This is a genomic window from Halorubrum sp. 2020YC2, assembly GCF_018623055.1.
Lineage (GTDB): Archaea > Halobacteriota > Halobacteria > Halobacteriales > Haloferacaceae > Halorubrum.
In genome coordinates this window covers 875,006-897,114 of sequence record NZ_CP076019.1, presented here as the reverse complement: position 1 = coordinate 897,114, position 22,109 = coordinate 875,006, and the positions used below count along the sequence as shown (strand labels likewise).

The following is a 22,109-nucleotide window of genomic DNA, read 5'->3' as shown; positions in this document are numbered from 1 at the left end:
GCGTCGGTCGGAGAGGAACCGGCCGCGACGCCGGGCGTCAGCCGAGGTCGAGCTCGGTGCGATTCGCGTGCGTCAGCGTCGTCCAGCCGAGGACCCGGCGCTCGTACAGCGGTCGCCCGATCGACTCGACGACGCGCCGGAACGCGGGGCGGTCCCACCGCGAGTGCGCGAGTTCGTACACCGACCCCGCCGCCGTCCGGTCCGCCTCGGTGTAGCCGTTCTCGCCGGTCCCCCACTCCCAGTCGCCCGCGTCGACGACGTACTCGCGGTGCCCCTCGAAGGCCCGCAGGAGCGCGCTCGCGTCGTCGCCCGGGAGCCGGTGGCCGTAGAGGTCGACGCCGTAGTGGCGCGCGATCTCCGCGGTGAGCGTCAGCGCCTTCAGGCCGTACACCGAGTACTCCAGCCCGTCTACCCGCTGTCGCTCGTGTTTCAGGAGGCCGTTCGGCTCGATCTGGTCGAGGGCGCGCTCGCGCCAGTCGTCGAACGCGCGCGACAGCGCGTCGCGGTCGTCGAGGTACGCCGCCGCGGTCGCCCGAGCGAGGATCCACCAGGCGTAGATGTTGTTCCGCACGGTCCCGGTGTACCGCTTTTTCCCCCGACCCGCTTCGAGGTCCGTCAGGTACGCCTCGACCCACTCGCGGAGCGCCTCCCGGTCCGCCTCGACCGCCGACCAGCGGGGGGAGTCGCGGACGAGCGCCGCGCCGTACAACAGCGTCGGGAGGGTGACGTGAAGCTCGATGGAGAAGTACGTCTCGCCGAAGTTCCGGCCGGAGGGGTACATCCGCGTGTCGGGGGCGAGAAACCAGTGGTCGAGCAGTTCGATCGCCTCGCGGGCGTAGCGGGTCTCGGACGTGAAGACGTACGCCATCCCGAGGTCGCGGACCCGCGTGCCCGTCTCTATCGCCGCCTCGTAGTCGGGGCGCTCCTCGCCCGTGGCGAACCGGTGTTCGTCGACGCCCTCGGGCGCGCCATCGTCGACGACGCTCGACGGCGTCGCGCCGAGCGCGCGCTCGGCGTCGCGCAGCTGGGCGTCGTACCCGGAGCGCCACGGCTCCTCCTCGTCGTCGACGCGGTCGCGGATCGCGACCACCTCGTTGCCGTCGAGGAACCCGGCGTACACGGCCGGGTCGTCTCGCGTCTCCGTCGGCGCCCCGGAGTCGGTCGGCTCCGAGCCGTCGCCGCAGCCGGCGAGGACCCCGGCGACACCGAGCGCCGCGCCCCCGCGCAGGAGGTCGCGGCGCCGCGGCGCCCGCCGAGGGGGCGGCGCGTCGGCGCCGCGGTCGGTCACCCGCCGTTCCCCGCGCGCCCAGTCCGCCGTCTCGGTCGACTCGTCGGTCGTCCCGTCGACCGGTCTCTCAGTCCCGCGCGCCCGCTCGACCGGCGGGGCGTCACGGGCCGGCGTCTCCCTCGTTGTGCCAGACGTCGACGTGGTGGTCGGGGGTGTACGACTTCCCGACCACGTCGGGGACGCCGGTGCCGGTGAGGTCGACCGCCTTCGCCTCGTGGGTCTCGACCCCCTCCGCGACGACGGTCCGCTCGAACCGACCGTCCCCCTGATTCCTGAACAGGTAGTGTCGCGGGGTCTCGTTCTCCCCGAGGCTCATCTCCGCCGCGTAGACGTCGAGCCGCCCGTTCCCGTCGAAGTCGGCCAGCTGGAGGCTGTGCGGACAGAACAGGTCGTCCGCGATGACGGTCTCCGCCCAGCCGTCCTCCCGGCGGTCGAACACCCCGACCCGTCCGGGGTGGGTGCCGTAGGTGGGGGAGTCACCCTCCGCGAACACGACCTCGTACTCGCCGTCGCCGTCGACGTCCCCGACCGCCACGCGCACGTCGTCCCAGTCGGTCGCGATCGGTTCGCGGTCCCACTCGTGGGTCCCCTCGCGGCGGCGGTAGAGGGCCGCGCCGACGACCAGTTCCGTCCGGCCGTCGCCGTCGACGTCGCCTATCCACACGCCCTCGGCGCGGCTGTCGCCGTCGACGACGTGACAGTTCTCCGCCGGCCACGGGCCGTCCGTCGGGTCCGCGGGCACGTCGTAGTAGAACACCGTCTCCGAGCGCTGCGAGAGGCCCACCACCTCCGGCTCCCCGTCGCCGTCCACGTCGCCAAAGGCGAGGTCGTGGTACTTCTCGAACCGGTCCGTCACCAGGTGACGGTCCCACGTCGACCGCGGGTCGGCCGGCTGCTCGAACCAGAAGACGCCGCTGTTGTGGATCCCCTGCCCGGCGAGCACGTCGACCCGGCCGTCGCCGTCGACGTCGCCGAGCGCGCAGCCGACGCCGAGCTGCGGGACGCTGGAGATGGCGTGTCGCTCCCAGCCGGGGTTCTCGTACCAGAACAGCGTCGGTCCCGCCAGCCCGGTCGCCTGTCTGATCCCCTCGACGCTCGGGAGCCGCGTCCGGCCGCCGCCGACGAACAGCTTCGTCTCCGGGCCCGCGCCGCCGACGACGACGTCCGGGCGGCCGTTGCCCGTGAGGTCCGTCGTCAGGCAGATCCCGAGCTTGGTCGTGGGCGGGGAGGTGTCGACGACCTCATGGCGAAAGCGGAGTCGCTGTGTCTGCATGGGTCCCACCTGGCGGCTGGGCGGCATTGTTATCGATCGCTTACGCGCCCTCCGGGGGGTCAGATCGCCCCGGCGAAGTTCCGGAGCGTCTCGCGCAGGTCCCAGTTCAGCCCGAGTTCGAGCGCCGCGACCGCGGCCCCGTACACCGCGGCGCCGACGGCGACGAGGACGGCCAGTTCGAGGAGCGCCCACGGGAGCGTCAGCGTCGACTGCAGCCAGTAGACGACCCCGCCCATGAGGAGGCTCGCGACGGCCGGGTAGGATATCTCGCGGAGCAGCCGGCCGAGGCTCGTCTCGACCGACCTGATCACGAGGTACACGTCGATCGGCATCACCGGGAAAATATAGACGCCGAGCACGGCCGCCGCGGTCCCGACGATCCCGAACTCGCGGGTGACCGGAATGATGATCAGCGCGGTCAACACGAGCCGGAAGACGCCCAGCTTCGCCATGTAGTCGGGGCGGCCGAGCGCCTTCCACACCGGCGAGTACGCCGACCCCAGCGCGATGAGCAGCCCGTACACCGCGACGATCTGCATCACCGGCACCACCGGCCCCCAGCCCGGGCCGAGGACGGCCTCGACGAAAGTCGGGGCGACGACCGCGATGCCGACGGAGGCGGGAAAGGAGATCACCATCGTCACCTGTAGCGTCCGGAAAAAGGCCGTCCTGAGCGCCGGGATGTCGTCTTGGAGCTGGGAGTACGCCGGGAAGGCGACGCTCGAAATGATCTGTGATATCTCCGTCGCCGGCGCCTTGGCGAACTGATAGGCGACCTGATACAGGCCGAGCGACGTCGCGGACAGCACCCAGCCGATGACGGCGTCGTCCCCCTGATTGATGAGGAAGTAGACGCTCTCGGAGCCGGTGATCCACTTCCCGAAGCCGAACAGGTCCTTGGCGACCTCGAGGTCGAACCCGGGTCGGGGGCGGTAGTCGTGAATGGCGTACGACGCCAGCAGCCGGGCGGCGTCCGAGGAGACGTACCCCAACACGAGCGCCCAGACGGACTGGGTCGCGAGCGCGACGGCGAGCGCGACGACGAAGTTCGTCACCGAGCCGCTCATCGTGTAGACGAACTGCTTGTCGAACTCGAGGTCCTTCCTGAAGTAGACGATACCGGGGTTGCGGAGCCCGAGGAGCAGCGGCGTGAGCGCGATGACCCGGAGGATCGGGGTGGCGCGCGGCTCGTCGAAGAAGCCGGCGACGAGGGGCGCGACGAGCAGGAGCAGTCCGGCGAGCAGGAGCCCCCGGAGTATCTCGATGCTCCAGTAGGTGTTGAGGTAGCTGTCGACGTTTCCGGACCCCTTCTGGATGAGCGCCTGATCGAAGCCGATGTTCGAGAACCGCTTGAACGCCGACAGCGTCAGCAGGGCGATCCCGAGCAGCCCGAAGTCGGCCGGGGTGAGCATCCGGGCGAGGATGGCGACCATCAGCAGCTGCAGCCCGCGGTCGAGGATGTTCGTTATCGTGGCCCAGATACCGCTTTTCACCGATCGCTCGGTGAGGTCGCCGCCGGGCGTGAGGCGAGTGAGAAGCCGTCGGAGTGAGGAGAGCGGTGACATGGTGCGCTGGTGTGGCTCTGTCCCCGGGAACCAGCGTTGCGGGCATTGTTATGAACGCGTTACCGCCCGCGGCGGACGCGGTATCGGACTCCGGCGGACGCGTTACCCGACCGCCGCGGACGCGTTGTCGACCGGAGGCGGCGGCACCGTGGACCGTGGTATGATCGCGCATACTGACCGGTGCGGAGTTCAGGGCGGTCCGGCCGCCGTAACGACCGTCCTAACAATACGCTCGCCGAGGCCACGTCGAACCGATGGAGACACCGGACCGGCCGCTCGTCAGCGCGGTCGTGATAACCCGCGACCGGCCGGCCAAGCTGGAGGGCGCGCTCGCCAGCCTCAGAGAACAGACGTACCCGCACCTCGAACTCGTCGTCGTCGACGGCTCCGAGTCGTCGGTCGAGCCGCTGGTGCGCCGCTGCGCCGGGGACCGCCCGGTCACGTATCGCCGCGACGAGGGCGAGGGACCGGGCGCCGCCCGAAACGTCGGTATCCGCGCCGCGAGCGGGGAGTTCGTGGCGTTCCTCGACGACGACGACAGGTGGCTTCCCGAGAAGGCCGAGCGGCAGGTGGCCGCGTTCGAGCCGGGCGTCGCCGCCGTCTACACCGGGCAGTTCGCGGTGCGGGACGGCGAGCGCGTCGGGGGGCGGACCCCGTCGCTGTCCGGCGACGTGACCGAGGAGCTCCTCCGCGGGGCGGCCTGCGGTCCCACCTCGACGGTCATGGCGCGGCGGACGGCGGTCGACGCCGCCGGGGGGTTCGACGAGGCGCTCCCGATCTGGGAGGACCGCGAGTGGTACGTCCGGCTCTCGAAGCGCGGGGAGTTCCGGCCGGTCCGCGAGGAGCTCGTCCGGCGCGGGTTCGGGGAGTACGACCAGCTTACCGACGACTTCGAGGCCGCCCGCGACGTCGCCTATCCGCGGTTCCTCGAGACGCACCGGGGGTTGGCCGCCGAGTACGGTCCCGGCTGCGAGCGCGCGCTCGTCGCGTCGCTCTCGCGGAAGCTCGGCGCGACCGCGATGGAGAACGGGCGGTACGGCGAGGCGCGCCGGTGGCTGGCGCGCTCGCTCCGGCACGAGCCGGAGCGGGGGCGGACGTGGCTCTACCTGGCGCTGTCGCTCGGCGGGAGTCCGGTCTGGAAGGGCGTTCGACGGGTCCGACGGGCGTACGAGTCGCTCGCGGACCGGCGGACCGCGAGCCCGACGTCGAGGGAGCGGGCCGCGGGGCGAGCGGGCGACGACCGGAACGACTGACGGTCTCGGAGCGCCGCCCGGGACGCTCCGCCGCACCGCCCTCAGACGGTGACGCTTTTGGCGAGGTTGCGCGGCTTGTCGATGGACCGGCCGCGGCGCTTCGCGGCGTGGTACGCGACGAGCTGGAGCTGGACGTTCGCGAGGACGCCCACGAGGTCCGGGTGGGTGGCGGGGACCGGCAGCACGCGGTCGACCGCGTCCCCGAGGTCTGGGGCGTCCCCGCTCGCGACGGCGATCACCGGTCCCCCGCGCGCTCGGATCTCCTTGACGTTTCCGAGCGTCTCGGTGTCCCCCTCGCTGCCGTTGAACACCGCGAACACCGGCGTGTCCTCCGTGACGAGCGCGAGCGGTCCGTGTTTCAGTTCGGCGGCGGTGAACCCCTCGGCGTGCTCGTAGGTGATCTCCTTGAACTTCAACGCCCCCTCCAAGGCGACCGCGTGACCCGGCCCCCGCCCGATGAAGAAGTACGCCTCGGAGTCGGTGAACGCGTCGGCGACCTCCTCGGCCGCGGTGCCCTCGACGACCCGTCGGACGTGGTCGGGGAGGTCCGAGAGCGCCGAGAGGAACGCCCGCGAGTCCGGCGACGGCGAGCCGACCACGTCCCGGCGGATCCGCTCGGCCAGCAGCGACAGCGTCGCCACCTGCGAGGAGAAGGACTTCGTCGCGGCCACGCCGATCTCCGGGCCGGCGCGGACTAACAGCGTGTCGTCGCACTCCCGCGTCAGCGACGACCCGACGACGTTCGTCACCACCATCGTCCGCTCGGCGCGGGCCGCCCTGACGGCCCCTATCGTGTCCGCGGTCTCGCCGCTCTGCGAGATGGCTATCACGAGCGTCCCGTCCTCCTCGGGGGGCGGGGACATCGCGTACTCGGAGGCCATGAACGCGCGCGCCGGGACGTCCCGGCGCGCCAGCAGCGACTCGGCGTACATCGCCGCGTGGTACGACGTCCCCATCGCGACCAAGTGGACCCGTTCGATCCCCTCGAACGTCCCGGGCGGGAACCCGTCTAAGTCGATGGCGCCGGCGTCCGGGTCGGTCCGGCCGCTGACGGACCGCCCGAGGGCGGTCGGCTGCTCGTTGATCTCCTTGAGCATGTAATGGTCGTACCCCCCTTTCCCGGTGTCTTGGGGGTCCCAGTCGACGGTCTCGGTCGTCCGCTGGACGCGCTCCCCGTCCGCGTCGGTGACCGTGAACCCGCCCGGAGTGACCCGGACGACGTCGCCGTCCTCGAGGTAGGCCACGCGCTCGGTGAACTCCAAGAACGCCGGGACGTCGCTGCCGAGGTACTGGGCCGACTCGCCTTCACCGACCACCAGCGGCGAGTCGTTGCGGGCCGCGTACACCGCCTCCCGGCCGCCGATGACGGCCGCGACGGCGTAGCTCCCCTCGATCCGGTCGACGGCCGCGCGGAACGCCGCGGCCGGGGACGCCCCGTCCGCCAGCGCCGACTCGATCAGGTGGGGGATGACCTCGGTATCCGTGTCGCTCTCGAAGGCGTGACCCGCCTTCGAGAGGGTCCGGCGGAGTTCGTCGTAGTTCTCGATGATCCCGTTGTGGACGACCGCGACGTCGCCGTCGCAGTCCGTGTGCGGGTGCGCGTTGGCGTCCGTCGGCGGCCCGTGGGTGCTCCAGCGCGTGTGACCGATCCCGACCGACCCGCTCGGACCGTCCGTCGCGAGCGCGTTCCGCAGGTCGTCGATCCCGCCCGCGCGCTTGCGGACACCGACGCCGCAGCCGTTCTGGACGGCGATGCCGGCCGAGTCGTAGCCGCGGTACTCGAGGTTGGTCAGGCCGGCGAGGAGTTCGTCCACCGCGTCGTCGCCCTCGCCTATCCGCGCCACGATGCCGCACATTACGCGACCACCCCGGCGGCCGCGTCGGTCGCGTCGGTCGCGGGGACTGCCTCGCGTTCCGCGGGAACCGGCGCCCGTTCGACGCGCGCGCCGCCTGCGGTCGTCCAGAGATCGGTTTTCATACCCGCTCATACCCGGATACCTACTTTGTTATGGACCGGATTGGAGACCCGCCGGCGAGTAAGTAACTGATACCCGCGCCGACCGTTTCCCGCCGGGTTCCGCCCCCGTCCGGGTACCGTCGCCGGGTTCCGCGTCCGAACGCCTGCCGACAGCGAACGCGTTCACTCGGTTCCTCAGAACACACTTTCAGTTAATAGGGATCATGTATAAGTAGAACTAGTTGAGTTGTGCTGACAAAATTATCCGATCTGAAACGAACCGCACTACTTGCTTTCAGAATAAAGGTAATCAGAGAATAATGAACAAGAATCCAAGTGAACCGACCGCGCCGAACGGGGCGGGGAACGGCAACGTACCATGAGCCTCGGACCGAACAACGACTCCCGAGAGCCGAGTCAGGCGGGTCCGGAGACCGCGGAGACCGCGGAGACCGCGGAGACCGAGGCGCCCGCGGCGGACGCGCAGGGCGCTACCGCACGACAGGTGGCGATCGAAGACGCGCCGATCGGGTTCGACCAACTGTTCGAGATACTGAAAAACCAGCGGCGCCGGCGCGTGCTGCGGTACCTGATCGAGGACAGCGAGGAGGTGACGCTGGACGAGTTGGCCGAGGAGATAGCCGCGCGCGAGGCGGGGAAAGACGTCGCACAGATCACCTCACAGGAGCGCAAGCGCGTGTACGTCAGACTGTACCAGTGCCACCTGCCGAAGATGGACGACTACGGGGCGATCTCGTACAACAAGCCGCGCGGGCGGATCGAGACGGGCAAGCACACCCTCCTGTTCGAGCGGTACCTCGCCGTCGACGACGACGCGGACCCCGCGTGGACGCGCTACCACTCGCGGCTGTCGCTCGGCGCCGCCCTCCTGCTCGTCGTGCCCGTCGTCTTGGGCGCGGTCGGGTCGAACGCGACGCTTCTGGTCGTCACCGCCCTCCTCGTCGGGGCCCTAGTGGGCGTGTCGGCCATCCGCCTCGCGTCGTGAGCCGCCGCCGGCCCGCCCCGTTTCTCGTCGGAATCGCGGTCTGAGGCCCGCGTTTCGAGTCCGAGCCGAGCCGCCGGAAGCGACGGGTAAGAGCCCCCTACGCGCGGATAATCCGGTCAATAACTATTCACCGTTTGCGGGACTACACGAGCATGCACGGAGACGGAACCGACGAGCCGGACTCGGGGCGATGAACGGCGCCGAGGCGGAGGCGCTGACGCCCGACAGGGTCTTCGAGCTGCTGAGCAACCACCGGCGGCGCATGGTGTTGTACTACCTCCGGACGAACGGCGGGTCCGTCGGGATACAGGAGCTCGCCACGCAGGTCGCGGCGATGGAGAACGACGTCCCGGCCGACGAGCTGACCAGCCAGCAGCGTAAGCGCGTCTACGTCTCCCTGTATCAGACCCACCTCCCGAAGATGGCGGAGATGGACACCATCGACTACGACAAAGACGAGGGGGTCGTCAGGCTCGCCCGACGGGCCGCCGACGTCGACGAGTACCTCACGACGGACGACGGCCCGACGTACCCGTGGCGGTTCCACTACCTGCTCCTCGGGGTCGCCGGGGTGGCCGCGCTGTCGCTGTTCGCGCTCGGCGCCCCCGGCTTCGGCGCCGTCCCGATGCCGGTGTTGGGCGCCGGAATCGCCGCCGCGTTCGCCGGGTCGGCCGTCGGACAGTACTGGCAGACCCAGACCGGCACCGAGGAGGTCCCGGTCGAGCTGAGCCACTACGACCGGTGACCGACCGCCTCCGCGCCTTTTCGCCGCTCGGCGGGCGTCGACCGGTCGCTCGGACCGGCCCGAACTCCCCGCCGCCGACGGCGACCGCGAGTATCCGCATCTTTCCCGACGCGTAGGCACGGCTCGCGTGCGGCGCGTTCGAGTAAGCTCGAAGGAGGAATCGATATGTTATCCAGTATTAATTACGTGGGAAGAGGATCGGGAATATGGGTAGTGTTCACAAGGACGTCTGCGTGACCGTGAGCGAGACAGTCTCGAACGTGCTCGACGAGCCGGTGGACGCGCTCCCGCCGCTCTCCGACGCGATAGACACCGACGGGTTGGACGCGGTGGTGACCGACGACCGGTCGCACGACGTGACGATCACGTTCTCGTACGCCGGCCTGTCCGTCTTCGTCCGCTCCGACGCAACCGTGTACGTGCGTCCGAAGCGCGCTCCGACGGAGTACTCTCCCGACGCGCGCGTCTGAACGCCGGGGCGGCGGCGGTGCGCGTCGCGGTCGGGACCGCCGAGTGACTACCCTGACCGCGAGCGGACGTCGCCCGCGTTTCGGGCCGCACAGGAATTAATTCACCTATATAATCACAACAGATTGATACCGGCGTCCCGACACGGGGGAGTATGGACCACTCAGCCGACTCGGGAAGCGAACGTACCGAAGTCCGCGCGCAGTACGACTGGGGAACCACGAGTCCGTCCGAGGCGGTCGTCGACGCCGTCGCGGACGCGGTGACCGGCGGTCCCACCTCGTTCGGGCCGCTGTACGACCGGATCGACCCGGACGCGTTGGACTCGATCTTCCGGGCCGACCGGGAGGGGGAACCCGCGGACGACACCCGCGTCTCGTTCTCGCTCGCCGGGCACCTCGTCGTCGTCCACGGCGCCGGCGACGTCGTCGTCAAGACGACGGCCTGAGGGGCCGCCCGCCGAGCGCGGGCCGACGAGCGGCGCCGGTGCGCGCGAGGCGACCGCCGCGCCGCGGCACCGACGAGCCGTCCCGGAGAAACGGGACCGGAACGCTTCGCGGCCGGTACGGGCGGAATCCGCAAGAGTTAGTACCGAATCTCCCTGAAGATCCGTACTCCGATGAACGACGCAGACGAAGTTGCTGCCGGCGCCGGTAGCGGGGGCAGCGACGCGCACCGTGCCACGTACGACTGGTCGTCGACGGCGCCCTCGACCGGCGTCGTCGAGACCGTGGCGGCCGCGACCGGCCGCGAACCGCTGGCGCTCCCCCGACTGTACGACGCCGTCGACTCGGACGCGCTGGACTCGCTGTTCCGCTCGGGCGACGAGGACGTCTCCGTCTCGTTCGGGTTCGCCGGCTGCGAGGTGACCGTCCGCGGCGACGGCGTCGTCGCCGTCCGACCAGCCGACTCGGACCGGTAGCTCGGCCGACCGAAGTTCCCCGGGCCGTCGTCCGCCCCCGCCTCGTCTCCGGAGCGGTGCGCTTCCGCCGGATCCGGTCACCGGTCCCGGCCGCGGCCGTCGCCGCCCTCGACCGGCGTAGGCCGTTTATAACGATACCGCTCGCCGCGGTAGTGCGCGTATCGGATGAACACGGACTCACGGACGCCGACGTACGAAGTGTTCGAGGCCGCGATCGTCAGCGACGACGAAGACTCGACCGAGTGTACGATATTCCCGAGAGACGTCGACGAGGACCGGCGGACGACGGCGTGGATCACCGCCCGGGAGGGCGCGTACTGCTCGGTCGACTCCATGCGGTGACCCCGCTCGGTCGGGGCCGGCGCTCGGCGCGACGAGACCCCGGTATCCACCGACTACCGTCGAGAACGAGCTAATTACTCAAGTTACCCCAGCTTAACGGGTGAGTATGGAAAGCCACATCACGGAAGCGGACGAGCGGCAGATCGCGGCGTTCGTGTCGACGCCGAAGTACAAGCGCGACCCGGAGATGCTCGTCCCCGACGAGGAGTGACGCGGCCGGCCGGACGCCGAGGCCGCGCTCAAGAGAGCGTTCGGACCGGTTCGCCGTCGACGATGACCTGATTGTCTGCGGTGACCGCTACGACGTGGTTCGGCGTCTCGAACCGAAGCCGCCACGAGTCGCTGTCGTGACGCACGAGGTCGCGGATCGCGTCCGTGGAGACGTAGTCTTCCAGGGAGATGCCGAGTTGGTCGGGTTCGACCGACTCGGACTCAGCCATAGCTCTGGCGATCTGTTCGGGGAGGGCTCGGTCCACGAAACGTAATTATGCCATCATAAATAAAAGCCTGTCCGTTCGGTGCGTATCGCACACGGCCTCCGCGGCGGCTCCCGTTCCCGACGCGAGCACGCGGTCGGTGTCGGCTCGCGAGACGCGCCGTCGACTACTCCTCGCGAGTCGAACCAGCGGTCACCCGTTTAATTAAAAACACGGCAGCCGTGGTAATCTCTTCCCTTGATGCGTTCCGGGGCCGTTCGGTCGGGTATGAGCGACACTCGCCTCGACGCCTCGCTGCGACTCGTTTCGAACGGACGACGGCGAGAGATTCTGCGAGGGCTCCGGCGCGGCCCCACCGACACGGCGACGGTCGAGAGCCTCATCGACCGGCTACGCGACGGCGGAGGGGCCGGCACGGCCGAAGCGGACGCGACGACCGAAGCGACCGCGACGGCCGGCGCGGTCCCGAGTCGGGAGCGGCTCTCGATCCAGTTGGTCCACACGCACCTGCCAAAGCTGAGCGACCACGGCGTCATCGACTACGACCGGGACGCCGACGAGGTCCGGTACCGGCCCGACCCGCACGTCGAGGCGGTGTTGGACGGCCTCCCCGCGGAGGAGTCCCGATCGGTCCCCGAGTCGTAAGGAGCCAGTCACCCCGCGGTCCCCGAGTCGTGAGAGGCCCCGTCAGTCCGCGGTCTCCGAGTCGAGCCGCCAGGTAAAAATCGCCTTCAGCACGACGACCAGGCTGTTCGCGTCGCCCTCGCCCCAGATGGCGGTCTCGGACCGGGGGTCCGCCGGCGACGCGTCCGCGCCGTTGACGAGCGCGCTCACCAGCGTCTTCCGCCCGTCGACCATCATCAGGCGCCCCGCCGACGTGTCCGACCAGGCCCACAGCGACTCGAACATCGTCGCCCCGGGGATGTCGTCCTGAACGCGCTCCTGAACGTCCGCCGAGACGCCGCCGAGCTTAATCGAGACGTCGCGCTCCGCCGCCTCGCTCAGCGCGTCGAGCACGTCGTCGGTGAGGAGCCCCTCGACGCTCATGTACACTATCTCCTCGTCCGCGCTCGCGAGGAACTCGACGACCCGTTCCGTCACCGCCTGCCGCCCGTTGACCGTCCAGACGCCTCGCTGCTCGGCCCGGCGGTCGGTGGGTTCGAGCCGGTCTAACGCCGTCCGCAAGACGTCGGTCCGGTACCGCAGTTCGTGTTCGAACGTCCGGCTCGCGGTCTCGGCGGAGGTCGCTCGGAACTGCTTTGGCGACGACTGGAGGACGTCGACCAGCCCCCGGTCGTGTAGCTCGTCCATCGCGTCGTAGACGCGGGTCCGCGGGACCTCCGACACTCGGCTCACGTCCCTCGCCGTCCCCGTTCCCAGCCCGGAGAGGGCGACGAACGACCGCGCGGCGTACGCGCTCAGCCCGAACTCCTCGAGCTGTTCGACGGCGACGGACTGCGGATCGGCTGTTGGATCGTCGTTCATCGATGTGAGTGTGTTTCGAAAGGACCGGTCCGGTCACCCCGAAACGGGGCGACCGAACGAGCACGCAGCAGCACGGTGGTTGGGACACTGAACTGGACTGCGTGCGAGTAGCCGGTCGTGCCGCACCCTGTTATCTCTTTTGTGATTAAGCGGGTGACTGAAGGCATATATATAATTCTTCCCTGTAGGATGACCGGAGACTCGAGTGCCCTCTCGGTCACTACAAAAATCACAAACGTCGCGGACCGACATCGGCTACCGGGGCGATCGGCCGCTGAGACGGAGGAATGGGCGTTCGAAGACCGCGACAGCGTCATAGCGAGAGTGACAATACCTATCCGTTCCGGGGGTAATCGTCGGGCGAATCCCGGGAAACCCCGGGGGTTGGGACACATGGACACACCAGAAAACGTGGAGGACGCGATAGAGATTCTCCAGCAACTCGGTTTGAAAGAGTACGAGGCGCGGTGCTTCGTCGGATTAGCGCGGCTCAACACCGGAACCGCAAAGCGGCTCAGCGAGATAACCGAGGTACCCCGGACGCGGGTGTACGACGCGATCCGCGTCCTCGAGGCGCAGGGGTTAGTCGAGATACAGCACTCGAGTCCCCAGCAGTTCCGCGCGGTCCCGCTGGCGGAGGCCACCGAGACGCTCCGGGACCAGTACGAGGAGCGAGTCGAGCGGCTACACGACGCCCTCGACACGGTCGAGATCGTCGACGAGGACGACACCTCGCCGGTCCAGCAGATCTGGGCGATGGCCGGGAGCGACGCGATAGAGAACCGAGCGAGCGAGCTCATCGAGCGGGCCAGCGACGAGATCGTGCTCGTCATCACCGACGAGTCGCTCCTGACCGACGAGCTCGTCGAGACGCTCAACGCGGTCGACGACGACATCACCCTCGTCATCGGGACGCTGACGGAGCCGCTCCAAGAGAAGATCCAAGCGGCCGTCCCGGACGCCACGACGTTCATCTCCGGGTTGGAGTGGTTACAGGGCGAGGACACGGCCGACGACGAGACGGCGGTGGGGCGGCTCCTCCTGGTCGACCGCTCGACGATCCTCGTGAGCTCGATCATCCCCCAGACGAACCAGGAGCAGGCCATCTACGGGGAGGGGTTCGGGAACGGGCTCATCGTCATCGCCCGCCGGCTCATGGCGCAGGGGCTGGTCCCCGGCCGCGACCCGCAGCTGTGACCCGAAACGTCTTTTCACCGGGCTGAGAAGCCGCGGTATGTTCGGAACCAGCGGCGTTCGCGGTCCCGTCGGCGAGGCGGTCACGGCCGGCCTCGCGCTCGACGTCGGCCGCGCGCTCGCGACGGACGGCGCGGAGACGGTCGTCGTCGGCCGCGACGCGCGCGACAGCGGCCCGATGCTCTCCCGAGCGCTGACCGCGGGGCTCACCGAGTGCGGGGCGGACGCCGTCGACGTCGGCGTCGAGGCGACGCCCACGGTGGCGCGAGCGGTCGCCCGGACGGACGCGGACGCCGGCGTCGTCGTCACGGCCTCGCACAACCCGGCGCCCGACAACGGGCTGAAGCTCTGGACCGCGTCGGGACGGGCGTTCGAGGAGGAGCGCAACGAGCGGATCGCCGCAATCGTCGCGTCGGAGTCGTTCGAGTTCGCCGGTCACGACGCGATCGGGAAGCGCCGAGACGCCGAGGCGGCGACCGACGGCGACGCGCGCCGGAGCCACGAGCGCGCGCTCCGCGAGTCGGTCGCGATCACCGAGGAGATCTCCGTCGTCGTCGACCTCGGTAACGGCGTCGGGCGCGTCACCGCCGACGCGCTCCACGCGGCCGGCTGCGACGTGGAGACGCTCAACGCGCAGCGCGACGGGCGGTTCCCCGGGCGTCCGAGCGAGCCGACCGCGGCGAACTGCGAGACCGCCTGCGAGGTCGTCGCGGCCACCGACGCCGACCTCGGCGTCGTCCACGACGGCGACGCGGACCGGATGATGGCGATAGACGAGCGCGGCCGGTTCGTCGCCGGCGACGCGCTGCTCGCCTTGTTCGCCCGGCACGAGGCCGAGCCGGGCGACCGCGTGGCGGTCCCGGTCGACACGAGCCTCCTCGTCGCGGACGCGCTCGCCGCCGTCGACGCCGCGGTGACGTACACGCCAGTCGGGGACGCGTACGTCGCCGCGGAGGCGGCGAAGCCGGGCGTCGCCTTCGGCGGCGAGCCAAGCGGCGCGTGGATCTGGCCGGACCGGACGCCCTGTCCCGACGGCCCGCTCGCGGCCTGCGTCCTGACCGCGCTGGTCGGCGCCGAGGGGTCGCTCGCCGCGCTCGTCGACGACCTCCCCGAGTACCCGATCCGCCGCGACTCGGTGCGGACCGACTCGAAGCGAGCGATCGTCAACCGCGTCGCGGCGCTCGCGGACGAGGCGTTCGACGACGTCTCGACGCTCGACGGGATCCGCGCCGAGACGGACGCGGGCTGGTTCCTCGTGCGCGCCAGCGGCACCGAGCCGCTGGTGCGGATCACGGCGGAGGCGCGCGACGAGGACGACGCCACCGACCTGTTCGAGAGGGCGCGAGACCTCATTGATCGGGCCGCCGCAGATCATGACTGACGACCGCCGCAGATCGCGACTGACGACCGCCGCAGATCGCGACTGACGACCGCCGCAGATCGCGACTGACGACCGCCACCGACCACAGCGGCTAAACCCTGTCCCTGCGTCGACTTCTCACATGTACGGAGTCGTGCTCGCGGCCGGCCGCGGGACTCGGATGCGACCGCTGACGGACCGCCGCCCGAAACCGCTCCTCCCGGTCGGGGACCGCTCGCTGCTCGAACGCGTGTTCGACGCCGCCCGCGACGTCGTCGACGAGTTCGTCGTCGTGACGGGCTACCGCGGAGACGCGATCCGGGAGGCGATCGGCGCGTCGTACCGCGACCGCCCGGTCCACTACGTCGAGCAGGCGGAGGCGCTGGGGACCGCCCACGCCGTCGCGCAGGCCGCGCCGGTCGTCGACGACGACTTCCTCGTTCTCAACGGCGACGTGGTCGTCGACCCGTCGCTCCCGCGCGCGCTGGCCGACGCTGGCGCACCGGCGATAGCTGCCACCGAAGTTCCGGACCCGCGGGCGTACGGCGTGCTCTCGACCGCCGAAGACGGCTCGCTGGCGGCCGTCGTCGAGAAGCCGGCGGACCCGCCGACGAACCTCGCGAACGTCGGCTGCTACGCGTTCGAGCCGGAGGTGTTCGAGTACATCGACCGCACGCCCGAAAGCGAGCGCGGCGAGTACGAGATCACGACGACGATCGACCTCCTGCTGGGCGACGGCCGGCGGATCGACGTGGCCACCTACGACGGCACGTGGCTCGACGTGGGGCGCCCGTGGGAGCTGCTGGAGGCGAACGAGCTGGCGCTCGCGGAACTCGACGACGGGACCGAGATCGCCGGCACCGTCGAAGAGGACGTCCACCTCGGCGGGTCGGTCGTCGTCGAAGAAGGCGCCCGGGTCCGGTCGGGCGCCTATATCGAGGGACCGGCACTAATCCGCGAGGGCGCCGACGTGGGACCGAACGCCTACGTCCGCGGCTCGACCGTCGTGGGCCCCGGCGTCCGCGTCGGCCACTCGGTCGAGGTGAAGAACTCGGTGCTGATGGCCGACGCGTCGGTCGGTCACCTCTCGTACGTGGGCGACTCAGTACTGGGCCGCGACGTCAACTTCGGCGCGGGGACGAACGTCGCGAACCTCCGACACGACGACGAGAACGTCCGGCTGACCGTCAAGGACGACCGCGTCGACACCGGGCGCCGGAAGCTGGGCGCTATCGTCGGCGACGAGGGGAAGACCGGGATCAACACCTCGCTGAACGCCGGCGTCGTGCTGGGCGCCGGCGAGACGACGGGGCCCGGAGAGGTGCTGACGCGCGACCGGCGCTGAGCGGACCGCTCCCCCGGCCGGCCCGACCACAGGAGATCCCTACCAGGTCAACCCTTCGTAGGTGATCCCGTCGCGGCGCTCGATAATGCGTCGGCCGTCGACGACGACCGGGGTCGCCATCGCGTCGAACTCCGCGTCGAGCGCGGCGAACTCGTCCCAGTCGGTGACGACGACCGCGCCGTCGGCGCCGTCGAGCGCCGCCGCGGCCGAGTCGGCGTACGTCACGTCGTCGACGTAGTTCGGCGCGTTGTCGGCCGCAACTGGGTCGTACGCAGTAACCGTCGCGCCGCGTGCTTGGAGGTCGTCGATTACCGGGATCGCGCGTGAGTTCCGCATGTCGTCGGTGCCGGGCTTGAACGCGAGGCCGAGGATGGCGATGGTCGCGCCGTCGAACCCGCGGTCGCGGCGCTCGTCGAGGTGGTCCGCGAGGAGGGCGACGAGCCGCTCCGGCTGGCGGTCGTTGACCTCGGTCGCCGCGTTGAGCACCGCCGGGTCGTAGCCGGTCTCCTCCGCGGCCGCGATGATCGCGGCGACGTCCTTCGGGAAACATGAGCCTCCCCACCCCACGCCGCTCTGGAGGAACTGCTCGCTGATTCGGTCGTCGAGGCCGATCGCGTCGGCCACCTCGTAGGCGTCGACGCCGAGCTCCTTGCAGATGTTCCCGATGTCGTTGATGAGGCTGACCTTCGCCGCGAGGAAGCCGTTGTTGGCGTACTTGATCATCTCGGCGGTGCGCGTGTCCGTCTCGACGACCGGCGCGTCGGCCGCCTCGACGAGCGGGTCGAACACCGCGCGCATGTCCTCGAGCGCGCGGTCGTCGTCCGCGCCGAGGACGACCTTGTCCGGGTTCAGGAAGTCGTGGACCGCCGTTCCCTCGCGGAGGAACTCGGGATTCATCCCGACGCCGAACGCCTCGCCGGCGGTCTTGCCGCTCTCGCGTTCTAAGATTGGCGTGATGGTGTCCGCCGTCGAGCCGGGGACGACCGTGCTCTTGACGACGACCGTGTGCCAGTCGTCTTTGTCGGCCAGCGTCTGGCCCAGTTGGCTCGCGCCCGCCTCCATGATCGACAGGTCGATGCTGCCGTCGTCGTTCTGGGGCGTCGGTAGACAGAGGAACGTGACTTCGGTGTCGAGGACGGCCGCGTAGTCGGTGGTCGCCCGGAGGCGGCCGGTGCCGTCCGGCCCGGCGTGGGCGGCGATGAGCTCCGAGAGGCCCTCCTCGTGGATCGGCGCCTCGCCGGCGTTGATCGTCTCGACGACCGACTCGTCGACGTCGACGTTGACGACGTCGTGGCCGAGGTCCGCGAAGCAGGCGGCGACGGTCGTGCCGACGTAGCCGCTGCCGATGATGGAGACGTTCATCTTGACTACCCCTTCGAGAGTCGATGATAAAAGGGTTCGATCGGAGTACGTGTGATTTTGTGATGAGGAGTCAATCGAAGGGGAGCGCGCGCAACGCTGCGGAACTTCGAAAATGAGGCCGGGTCTAGGAACGAAACAGATCCGCTATGTGGGTTGGTTACGCTTAGCTATCGACCGTCGCCTCTTCGGCGTCCGTGTCATCGTCCGTTTCGGCTTCGGCCTTCAGTTCGTCGAGTCGCTCCTCAGCCCGGTCACGGTCTTCGGGATACCCGACGTCGATACGCCAGCCGTCGAGTCGGATCGCGTCGATGGTGCGGCCCGACTGGATGAGGAGATCGATCGCGTCGGGGAGCTCGTACTCGCCGCGGTCCGAGGGCTGAACGAGGTGGCACGCGTGGAAGATGGCGGGGGTGAACGTGTAGAAGCCCGTCATGACGAGGTTGCTCGGCGGGTCGTCGGGCTTCTCGACGACCTCGACGACCTCGCCGTACTCGTTGGTGTCCAAGACGCCGTAGCGAGAGGCCTCCTCGTAGGGGACTTCCTCAACGAGGAACGCGGCGTCGGCGCGGTCCTCTCGTTGGCGGTTGGTTACGTCGGGGAGATTGCCGCGGAAGACGTTGTCGCCGAGCATCAGCATGAAGTCGCCGTCGACGTGGGGTTCCGCCTGAAGGATGGCGTGAGCGAGGCCGAGTTGCTCGCGCTGGTGCGTGTACGTGATCGGTACGTCGCGGTACTCGTCACCGTAGCGGTCGATGATCTGTTCGGCCTTGTAGCCGACGACGACGATGAGTTCGGTCGCCCCGGCGTCGATCAGATTGTCGAAGACATCTTCGATGAGCGGCGTGCCGTTGACCTCAACGAGCACCTTCGGCTTGTCGTCTGTGAGCGGTCGGAGGCGTGTGCCTTTGCCCGCGGCGAGTACGACTGCTTGCATAAGTAGGCGATACCGGTGGGGTGGGAAATACTTTGTTACCGGACAGACCGGTTCCCGTCACGGTAGCGGGGCCGGTAGCGAGCGACCGTGTTCCGCGTTCTGATCTTCGGCTTGTGTGTCTCTTGAGGCGGAATTGACCGACGATATGACGGTCACGATTTCGTGAAATCCCGTGTATTCGTCACCGCGGGTTAAATGTGATATCCGCAGGTAAGTTCCGACTGACGGTGCGCCGAAACTCTCGGGAGAGCCCGAGTAAGACGACAAAGTAGACAGCCGCTCCCAAGAGGACCAGTAGTAGGACGAGCGCGAAGTTATGTCCGATAACTCGGTAGGTTCGTTCCGTCCAGAGGCCGCCGTACACGACGGCAGCCATCACACCGCCTGCCAGCCACTGCTTGGCAATCTCACCGACTGGCGTTTTGAAGTCAATAAGCGCGTCGACGTGGTGGTACGCGAGTGCGAGACTGACTGCGACGGAGATCGCGGTCGCAACGGCCGCACCTACCCAATTGTACGTATAAATCAGCACGACGTTGAGTACGAGGTTAGCCGCAACGAACACGACGTTCACTCGAAACGCCAAGTCCGGTCGATCGACAGCGTTGAGCGTGTTTAGCAACTGATTCTGATACCCCATAAAGAGGTTGGCGACGATGAGGATACTCAGGACTACAGTACCCTGTGGGAACTCAGGGCCGTAAATACGGAGAATCCGCTCTCCCAGTAAGACGCCTCCGAACAGCCCGGGAATCAGAAAGAGACCGCCAAAGGTGAGTGACTGCTCGACGATGCGGGAAACGGCCTGCGGATCCTCTTGAGCGGAGATTTCGCTCATTTCCGGGAAGAGCGTCGACCGGAGCGTTCCGCTGAAGAGGATGAGGAACTGCGAGATGTTCCAGGCGACCGCGTACACCCCTATCAAACCGGAGGAAACGAAGAAACCCAAGACGACGATATCGGTGTAACTGAACATCCTCGACTGGAGGTTTCCGAGCCAAGAGAACTTCGCGAAATCGACTAACGCTTCGAAGTGTTCTTGGTTCGGACGCTCGAGTGACGGCGCTTCTCTCAAAACGAAATAGGACCCGATCGCGATTACGGCGACGAAGCCGAGGATATGGCCGACGAATAGTGCCGCGGTACTCGCGCCGGCAACAATTAGCGTGACTTGTGCGAGCGCGCGTCCTCCCGTCCTGATCGGTGATAGTACTCCGCTTACGTGTACCAGATGGAACCCGATCAGCAGCGAGTTTACGAGCCCGTTGAGGAGAACGGCAAGCAGAATCAGTATTACGTAGCCCGCCGCTGGATATCCGATGTACGCGTCGACACGCCCGCGGAACAGAGCTATCCCGACGGCGACGACTATGAATAGCCCGAGAATGACAGTTGCCCCAGCGACGGCGTATTCGCCCTGTTCGTCGCCTTCTGAGACCCGCTTCGAGATTGCCCTCGAGAATCCGACTTTACCGACGATAGCCAGCCACGACACTAATCCGATTGCGAGATTATATACGCCGAGCGGCTCCGCTCCGAGAATTCTCGCGATATAGACCGTCGACGCGAATCCCAGCACGGACGCGAGGAAGCTGGATGTAAAGTGTACGACGGAAGTTTGTCCGAGTCTCATGTCGCTAACGACAGCTCCACGTATCTCCAATGGGCCAATGGAATCCTTTACTCCACCGATTCAGTCCGCAAATCCACGATATACTTATCCGAGGCGTGGTTCTGCCCGAGCATGAAACATCATCTTGCGCGGGCCAAACACGTTTACAGCGATCGAGGGCTCGCCGATCTCGTTCGGACTGCGGCTACCTACGCTCCGATAGAGGTGAACAACGCGATATTCCGCCTCCGTCACGGCGAAGGGACGCGGGTCATGGACGAAGACTGGGATACGCTCATTCTCCTCGACGCCTGTCGGTACGACATGTTCGCCGAGCGGGTACCGTTCGACGGTGACCTCAAGTCCCGAATTTCGCTCGGCTCCACGAGCGAGGAATTTCTCCGGCAGAACTTCGAGGATAGACAGTATCACGACACCGTCTACGTGAACGCGAATGTGTACTTTTCAAAATTAGGTCTCAACGAGGACGGGACTTTCCATGCCGTTGTTGATCTACTAGATGAATGGGATGAGGATCTCGAAATTGCACATCCCGAGACGGTCACTGAAGCCGCACGCGGGGTCCATGAGGAATACCCTAACAAGCGCGTCATCGTCCACTATATGCAGCCCCATCTCCCATTCATCGGAGAACGGGGATTGGAACTACGCAAGCAGATTGGCCAACGGAACGCGTGGATTCCGTTCCGGAACGGTCTACGGCCAATTAGTATTGATGAACTCTGGGAAGGCTACAACGAGAATCTCGATATAGCATTCGAATACGTATCACATCTTCTCAACAACATCGACGGTAAGGTTGTTATTTCCGCGGATCACGGAAATATGGTTAATGAACAGCAAGGTCCCGTCCCAACGAAGCGTATGTTCGGACATCCTTGGGGAGTGTATTCTCCAGAACTCGTCAAGGTACCTTGGTTTGTATTAGAAATGGGTAGCCGACGCACAATTACCGAGGAGACCCCGACAAAATTCAAAGACTACTCAGATGAATTAGTCACAGAGCGGCTTGAGTCACTCGGATACCGCTGATTTTCGAACAGACTGGGTCAATTTACTCAGATCCGCCCCACGAAACATTTTCACGAATAACCTCAGCCGGCGTCCCGGCAGCTAAGGTATTTGATGGCACATCAGACGTCACCACACTATCGCTAGCCACAACACTTCCTTCGTGGATTGTCACTCCCTTGTGAATAGACACATCATGGCCGATCCAAACATCGTCTTCAATAGTAATTGGAGCAGTCTGCTCGCTTGTTGTCCCACCTATAGATATCTCATGTCGATCATCGTCCAGAATTTCTACATTCCACGCGATGGCTACATCATCACCAATAGTGATCTCATCACCACATAGGATTCGCGCGTGTGAGTTAACGTATGAATCCCCGATTGAAAAATTGCCTTCAACATGGAGAATCGACGCAGGCCCTATGATACCCATGTCATCTCCAGTATGCGAAATTAATGCTGTATCGGTCGTAGAAAATTTGGAGCGAGCGATCCGAGGATGAGTTGCATCCCGTCGTCCGGTACC

General features: G+C 67.4%; 23 protein-coding genes. 12 read left to right on the top strand and 11 right to left on the bottom strand.

Annotated features, from left to right (window positions below; translation table 11 throughout):
* Positions 1-37: 37 nt before the first annotated feature.
* From KI388_RS04425 to KI388_RS04415, 3 genes are all read right to left on the bottom strand, one after another.
* Entirely contained in the window at positions 38-1,288 is a 1,251-nt protein-coding gene (locus tag KI388_RS04425; RefSeq protein WP_215088163.1) for an alginate lyase family protein, read from the bottom strand.
* A 100-nt stretch (positions 1,289-1,388) separates the two neighbouring features.
* Positions 1,389-2,561: a VCBS repeat-containing protein gene (locus KI388_RS04420; protein WP_215088162.1), complete on the bottom strand. Its 1,173-nt coding sequence runs from the start codon at positions 2,559-2,561 to the stop codon at positions 1,389-1,391.
* 59 nt (positions 2,562-2,620) lie between these two features.
* Positions 2,621-4,126 carry a lipopolysaccharide biosynthesis protein gene (locus KI388_RS04415; protein WP_215088161.1) on the bottom strand — a complete coding sequence of 502 codons (1,506 nt, stop codon included), beginning with the start codon at positions 4,124-4,126 and terminating at the stop codon, positions 2,621-2,623.
* 254 nt (positions 4,127-4,380) lie between these two features.
* Here KI388_RS04415 and KI388_RS04410 point away from each other — a divergent pair, with 254 nt between their 5' ends.
* Complete coding sequence (locus tag KI388_RS04410; protein ID WP_215088160.1) at positions 4,381-5,379, top strand: glycosyltransferase family A protein; 999 nt, start codon at positions 4,381-4,383, stop codon at positions 5,377-5,379.
* A 41-nt stretch (positions 5,380-5,420) separates the two neighbouring features.
* Here KI388_RS04410 and glmS read toward each other — a convergent pair whose 3' ends face one another.
* Together glmS and KI388_RS15490 are read right to left on the bottom strand one after the other, a co-directional pair.
* Complete coding sequence (gene glmS, locus KI388_RS04405; RefSeq protein WP_215088159.1) at positions 5,421-7,235, bottom strand: glutamine--fructose-6-phosphate transaminase (isomerizing); 1,815 nt, start codon at positions 7,233-7,235, stop codon at positions 5,421-5,423.
* Positions 7,235-7,357, bottom strand: coding sequence for a hypothetical protein (locus tag KI388_RS15490; protein ID WP_256441515.1), 123 nt, complete (start codon positions 7,355-7,357; stop codon positions 7,235-7,237). Before KI388_RS15490 ends, glmS begins: the two co-directional genes overlap by 1 nt.
* A gap of 358 nt (positions 7,358-7,715) precedes the next feature.
* Between KI388_RS15490 and KI388_RS04400 the strand changes: the two genes are divergently transcribed.
* The 6 genes from KI388_RS04400 (at position 7,716) to KI388_RS04375 (ending at position 10,819) form a co-directional block, all read left to right on the top strand.
* Complete coding sequence (locus tag KI388_RS04400) at positions 7,716-8,342, top strand: hypothetical protein (protein ID WP_251133208.1); 627 nt, start codon at positions 7,716-7,718, stop codon at positions 8,340-8,342.
* A gap of 190 nt (positions 8,343-8,532) precedes the next feature.
* A complete protein-coding gene (locus KI388_RS04395) occupies positions 8,533-9,087 on the top strand; it encodes a hypothetical protein (protein ID WP_215088158.1) in 555 nt (184 codons plus the stop codon).
* A gap of 206 nt (positions 9,088-9,293) precedes the next feature.
* Positions 9,294-9,557: a HalOD1 output domain-containing protein gene (locus KI388_RS04390; RefSeq protein WP_215088157.1), complete on the top strand. Its 264-nt coding sequence runs from the start codon at positions 9,294-9,296 to the stop codon at positions 9,555-9,557.
* A 152-nt stretch (positions 9,558-9,709) separates the two neighbouring features.
* Positions 9,710-10,003 carry a HalOD1 output domain-containing protein gene (locus KI388_RS04385; RefSeq protein ID WP_215088156.1) on the top strand — a complete coding sequence of 98 codons (294 nt, stop codon included), beginning with the start codon at positions 9,710-9,712 and terminating at the stop codon, positions 10,001-10,003.
* A 171-nt stretch (positions 10,004-10,174) separates the two neighbouring features.
* Entirely contained in the window at positions 10,175-10,477 is a 303-nt protein-coding gene (locus tag KI388_RS04380; protein ID WP_215088155.1) for a HalOD1 output domain-containing protein, read from the top strand.
* Between the two features lie 165 nt (positions 10,478-10,642).
* Positions 10,643-10,819 carry a hypothetical protein gene (locus tag KI388_RS04375; RefSeq protein ID WP_215088154.1) on the top strand — a complete coding sequence of 59 codons (177 nt, stop codon included), beginning with the start codon at positions 10,643-10,645 and terminating at the stop codon, positions 10,817-10,819.
* A 239-nt stretch (positions 10,820-11,058) separates the two neighbouring features.
* On the opposite strand, the gene KI388_RS04370 is transcribed toward KI388_RS04375, so the two are convergent.
* Positions 11,059-11,295 (bottom strand): HalOD1 output domain-containing protein, encoded by a 237-nt coding sequence (locus tag KI388_RS04370; protein ID WP_215088153.1) that lies wholly within the window; start codon positions 11,293-11,295, stop codon positions 11,059-11,061.
* 228 nt (positions 11,296-11,523) lie between these two features.
* On the opposite strand from KI388_RS04370, the gene KI388_RS04365 reads away from it, so the two are divergent.
* On the top strand, positions 11,524-11,901 hold the full coding sequence (locus tag KI388_RS04365) for a hypothetical protein (protein ID WP_215088152.1): 378 nt from the start codon (positions 11,524-11,526) through the stop codon (positions 11,899-11,901).
* A gap of 42 nt (positions 11,902-11,943) precedes the next feature.
* On the opposite strand, the gene KI388_RS04360 is transcribed toward KI388_RS04365, so the two are convergent.
* Positions 11,944-12,741: a helix-turn-helix domain-containing protein gene (locus tag KI388_RS04360; RefSeq protein WP_215088151.1), complete on the bottom strand. Its 798-nt coding sequence runs from the start codon at positions 12,739-12,741 to the stop codon at positions 11,944-11,946.
* 393 nt (positions 12,742-13,134) lie between these two features.
* On the opposite strand from KI388_RS04360, the gene KI388_RS04355 reads away from it, so the two are divergent.
* From KI388_RS04355 to glmU, 3 genes are all read left to right on the top strand, one after another.
* The gene (locus tag KI388_RS04355; RefSeq protein WP_215088150.1) at positions 13,135-13,938 is read left to right on the top strand and encodes a helix-turn-helix domain-containing protein; all 804 of its coding nucleotides are present in this window, start codon (positions 13,135-13,137) and stop codon (positions 13,936-13,938) included.
* A 37-nt stretch (positions 13,939-13,975) separates the two neighbouring features.
* Positions 13,976-15,316, top strand: a complete 1,341-nt coding sequence (glmM, locus tag KI388_RS04350; RefSeq protein WP_215088149.1) for a phosphoglucosamine mutase — start codon at positions 13,976-13,978, stop codon at positions 15,314-15,316.
* Positions 15,317-15,437: 121 nt separating this feature from the next.
* Entirely contained in the window at positions 15,438-16,640 is a 1,203-nt protein-coding gene (gene glmU, locus KI388_RS04345) for a bifunctional sugar-1-phosphate nucleotidylyltransferase/acetyltransferase (RefSeq protein WP_215088148.1), read from the top strand.
* Positions 16,641-16,679: 39 nt separating this feature from the next.
* On the opposite strand, the gene aglM is transcribed toward glmU, so the two are convergent.
* The 3 genes from aglM to KI388_RS04330 form a co-directional block, all read right to left on the bottom strand.
* On the bottom strand, positions 16,680-18,002 hold the full coding sequence (gene aglM, locus KI388_RS04340; RefSeq protein WP_215088147.1) for a UDP-glucose 6-dehydrogenase AglM: 1,323 nt from the start codon (positions 18,000-18,002) through the stop codon (positions 16,680-16,682).
* Between the two features lie 163 nt (positions 18,003-18,165).
* Positions 18,166-18,936, bottom strand: a complete 771-nt coding sequence (gene aglF / locus KI388_RS04335; RefSeq protein WP_215088146.1) for a UTP--glucose-1-phosphate uridylyltransferase AglF — start codon at positions 18,934-18,936, stop codon at positions 18,166-18,168.
* A 181-nt stretch (positions 18,937-19,117) separates the two neighbouring features.
* Positions 19,118-20,569: a flippase gene (locus KI388_RS04330; protein WP_215088145.1), complete on the bottom strand. Its 1,452-nt coding sequence runs from the start codon at positions 20,567-20,569 to the stop codon at positions 19,118-19,120.
* A 111-nt stretch (positions 20,570-20,680) separates the two neighbouring features.
* Between KI388_RS04330 and KI388_RS04325 the strand changes: the two genes are divergently transcribed.
* The gene (locus tag KI388_RS04325; RefSeq protein ID WP_251133207.1) at positions 20,681-21,601 is read left to right on the top strand and encodes a hypothetical protein; all 921 of its coding nucleotides are present in this window, start codon (positions 20,681-20,683) and stop codon (positions 21,599-21,601) included.
* Positions 21,602-21,623: 22 nt separating this feature from the next.
* Here the strand turns inward: KI388_RS04325 and KI388_RS04320 are convergent, their stop codons facing one another.
* The gene (locus KI388_RS04320; protein WP_215088144.1) at positions 21,624-22,016 is read right to left on the bottom strand and encodes an acyltransferase; all 393 of its coding nucleotides are present in this window, start codon (positions 22,014-22,016) and stop codon (positions 21,624-21,626) included.
* Positions 22,017-22,109 lie beyond the last annotated feature (93 nt).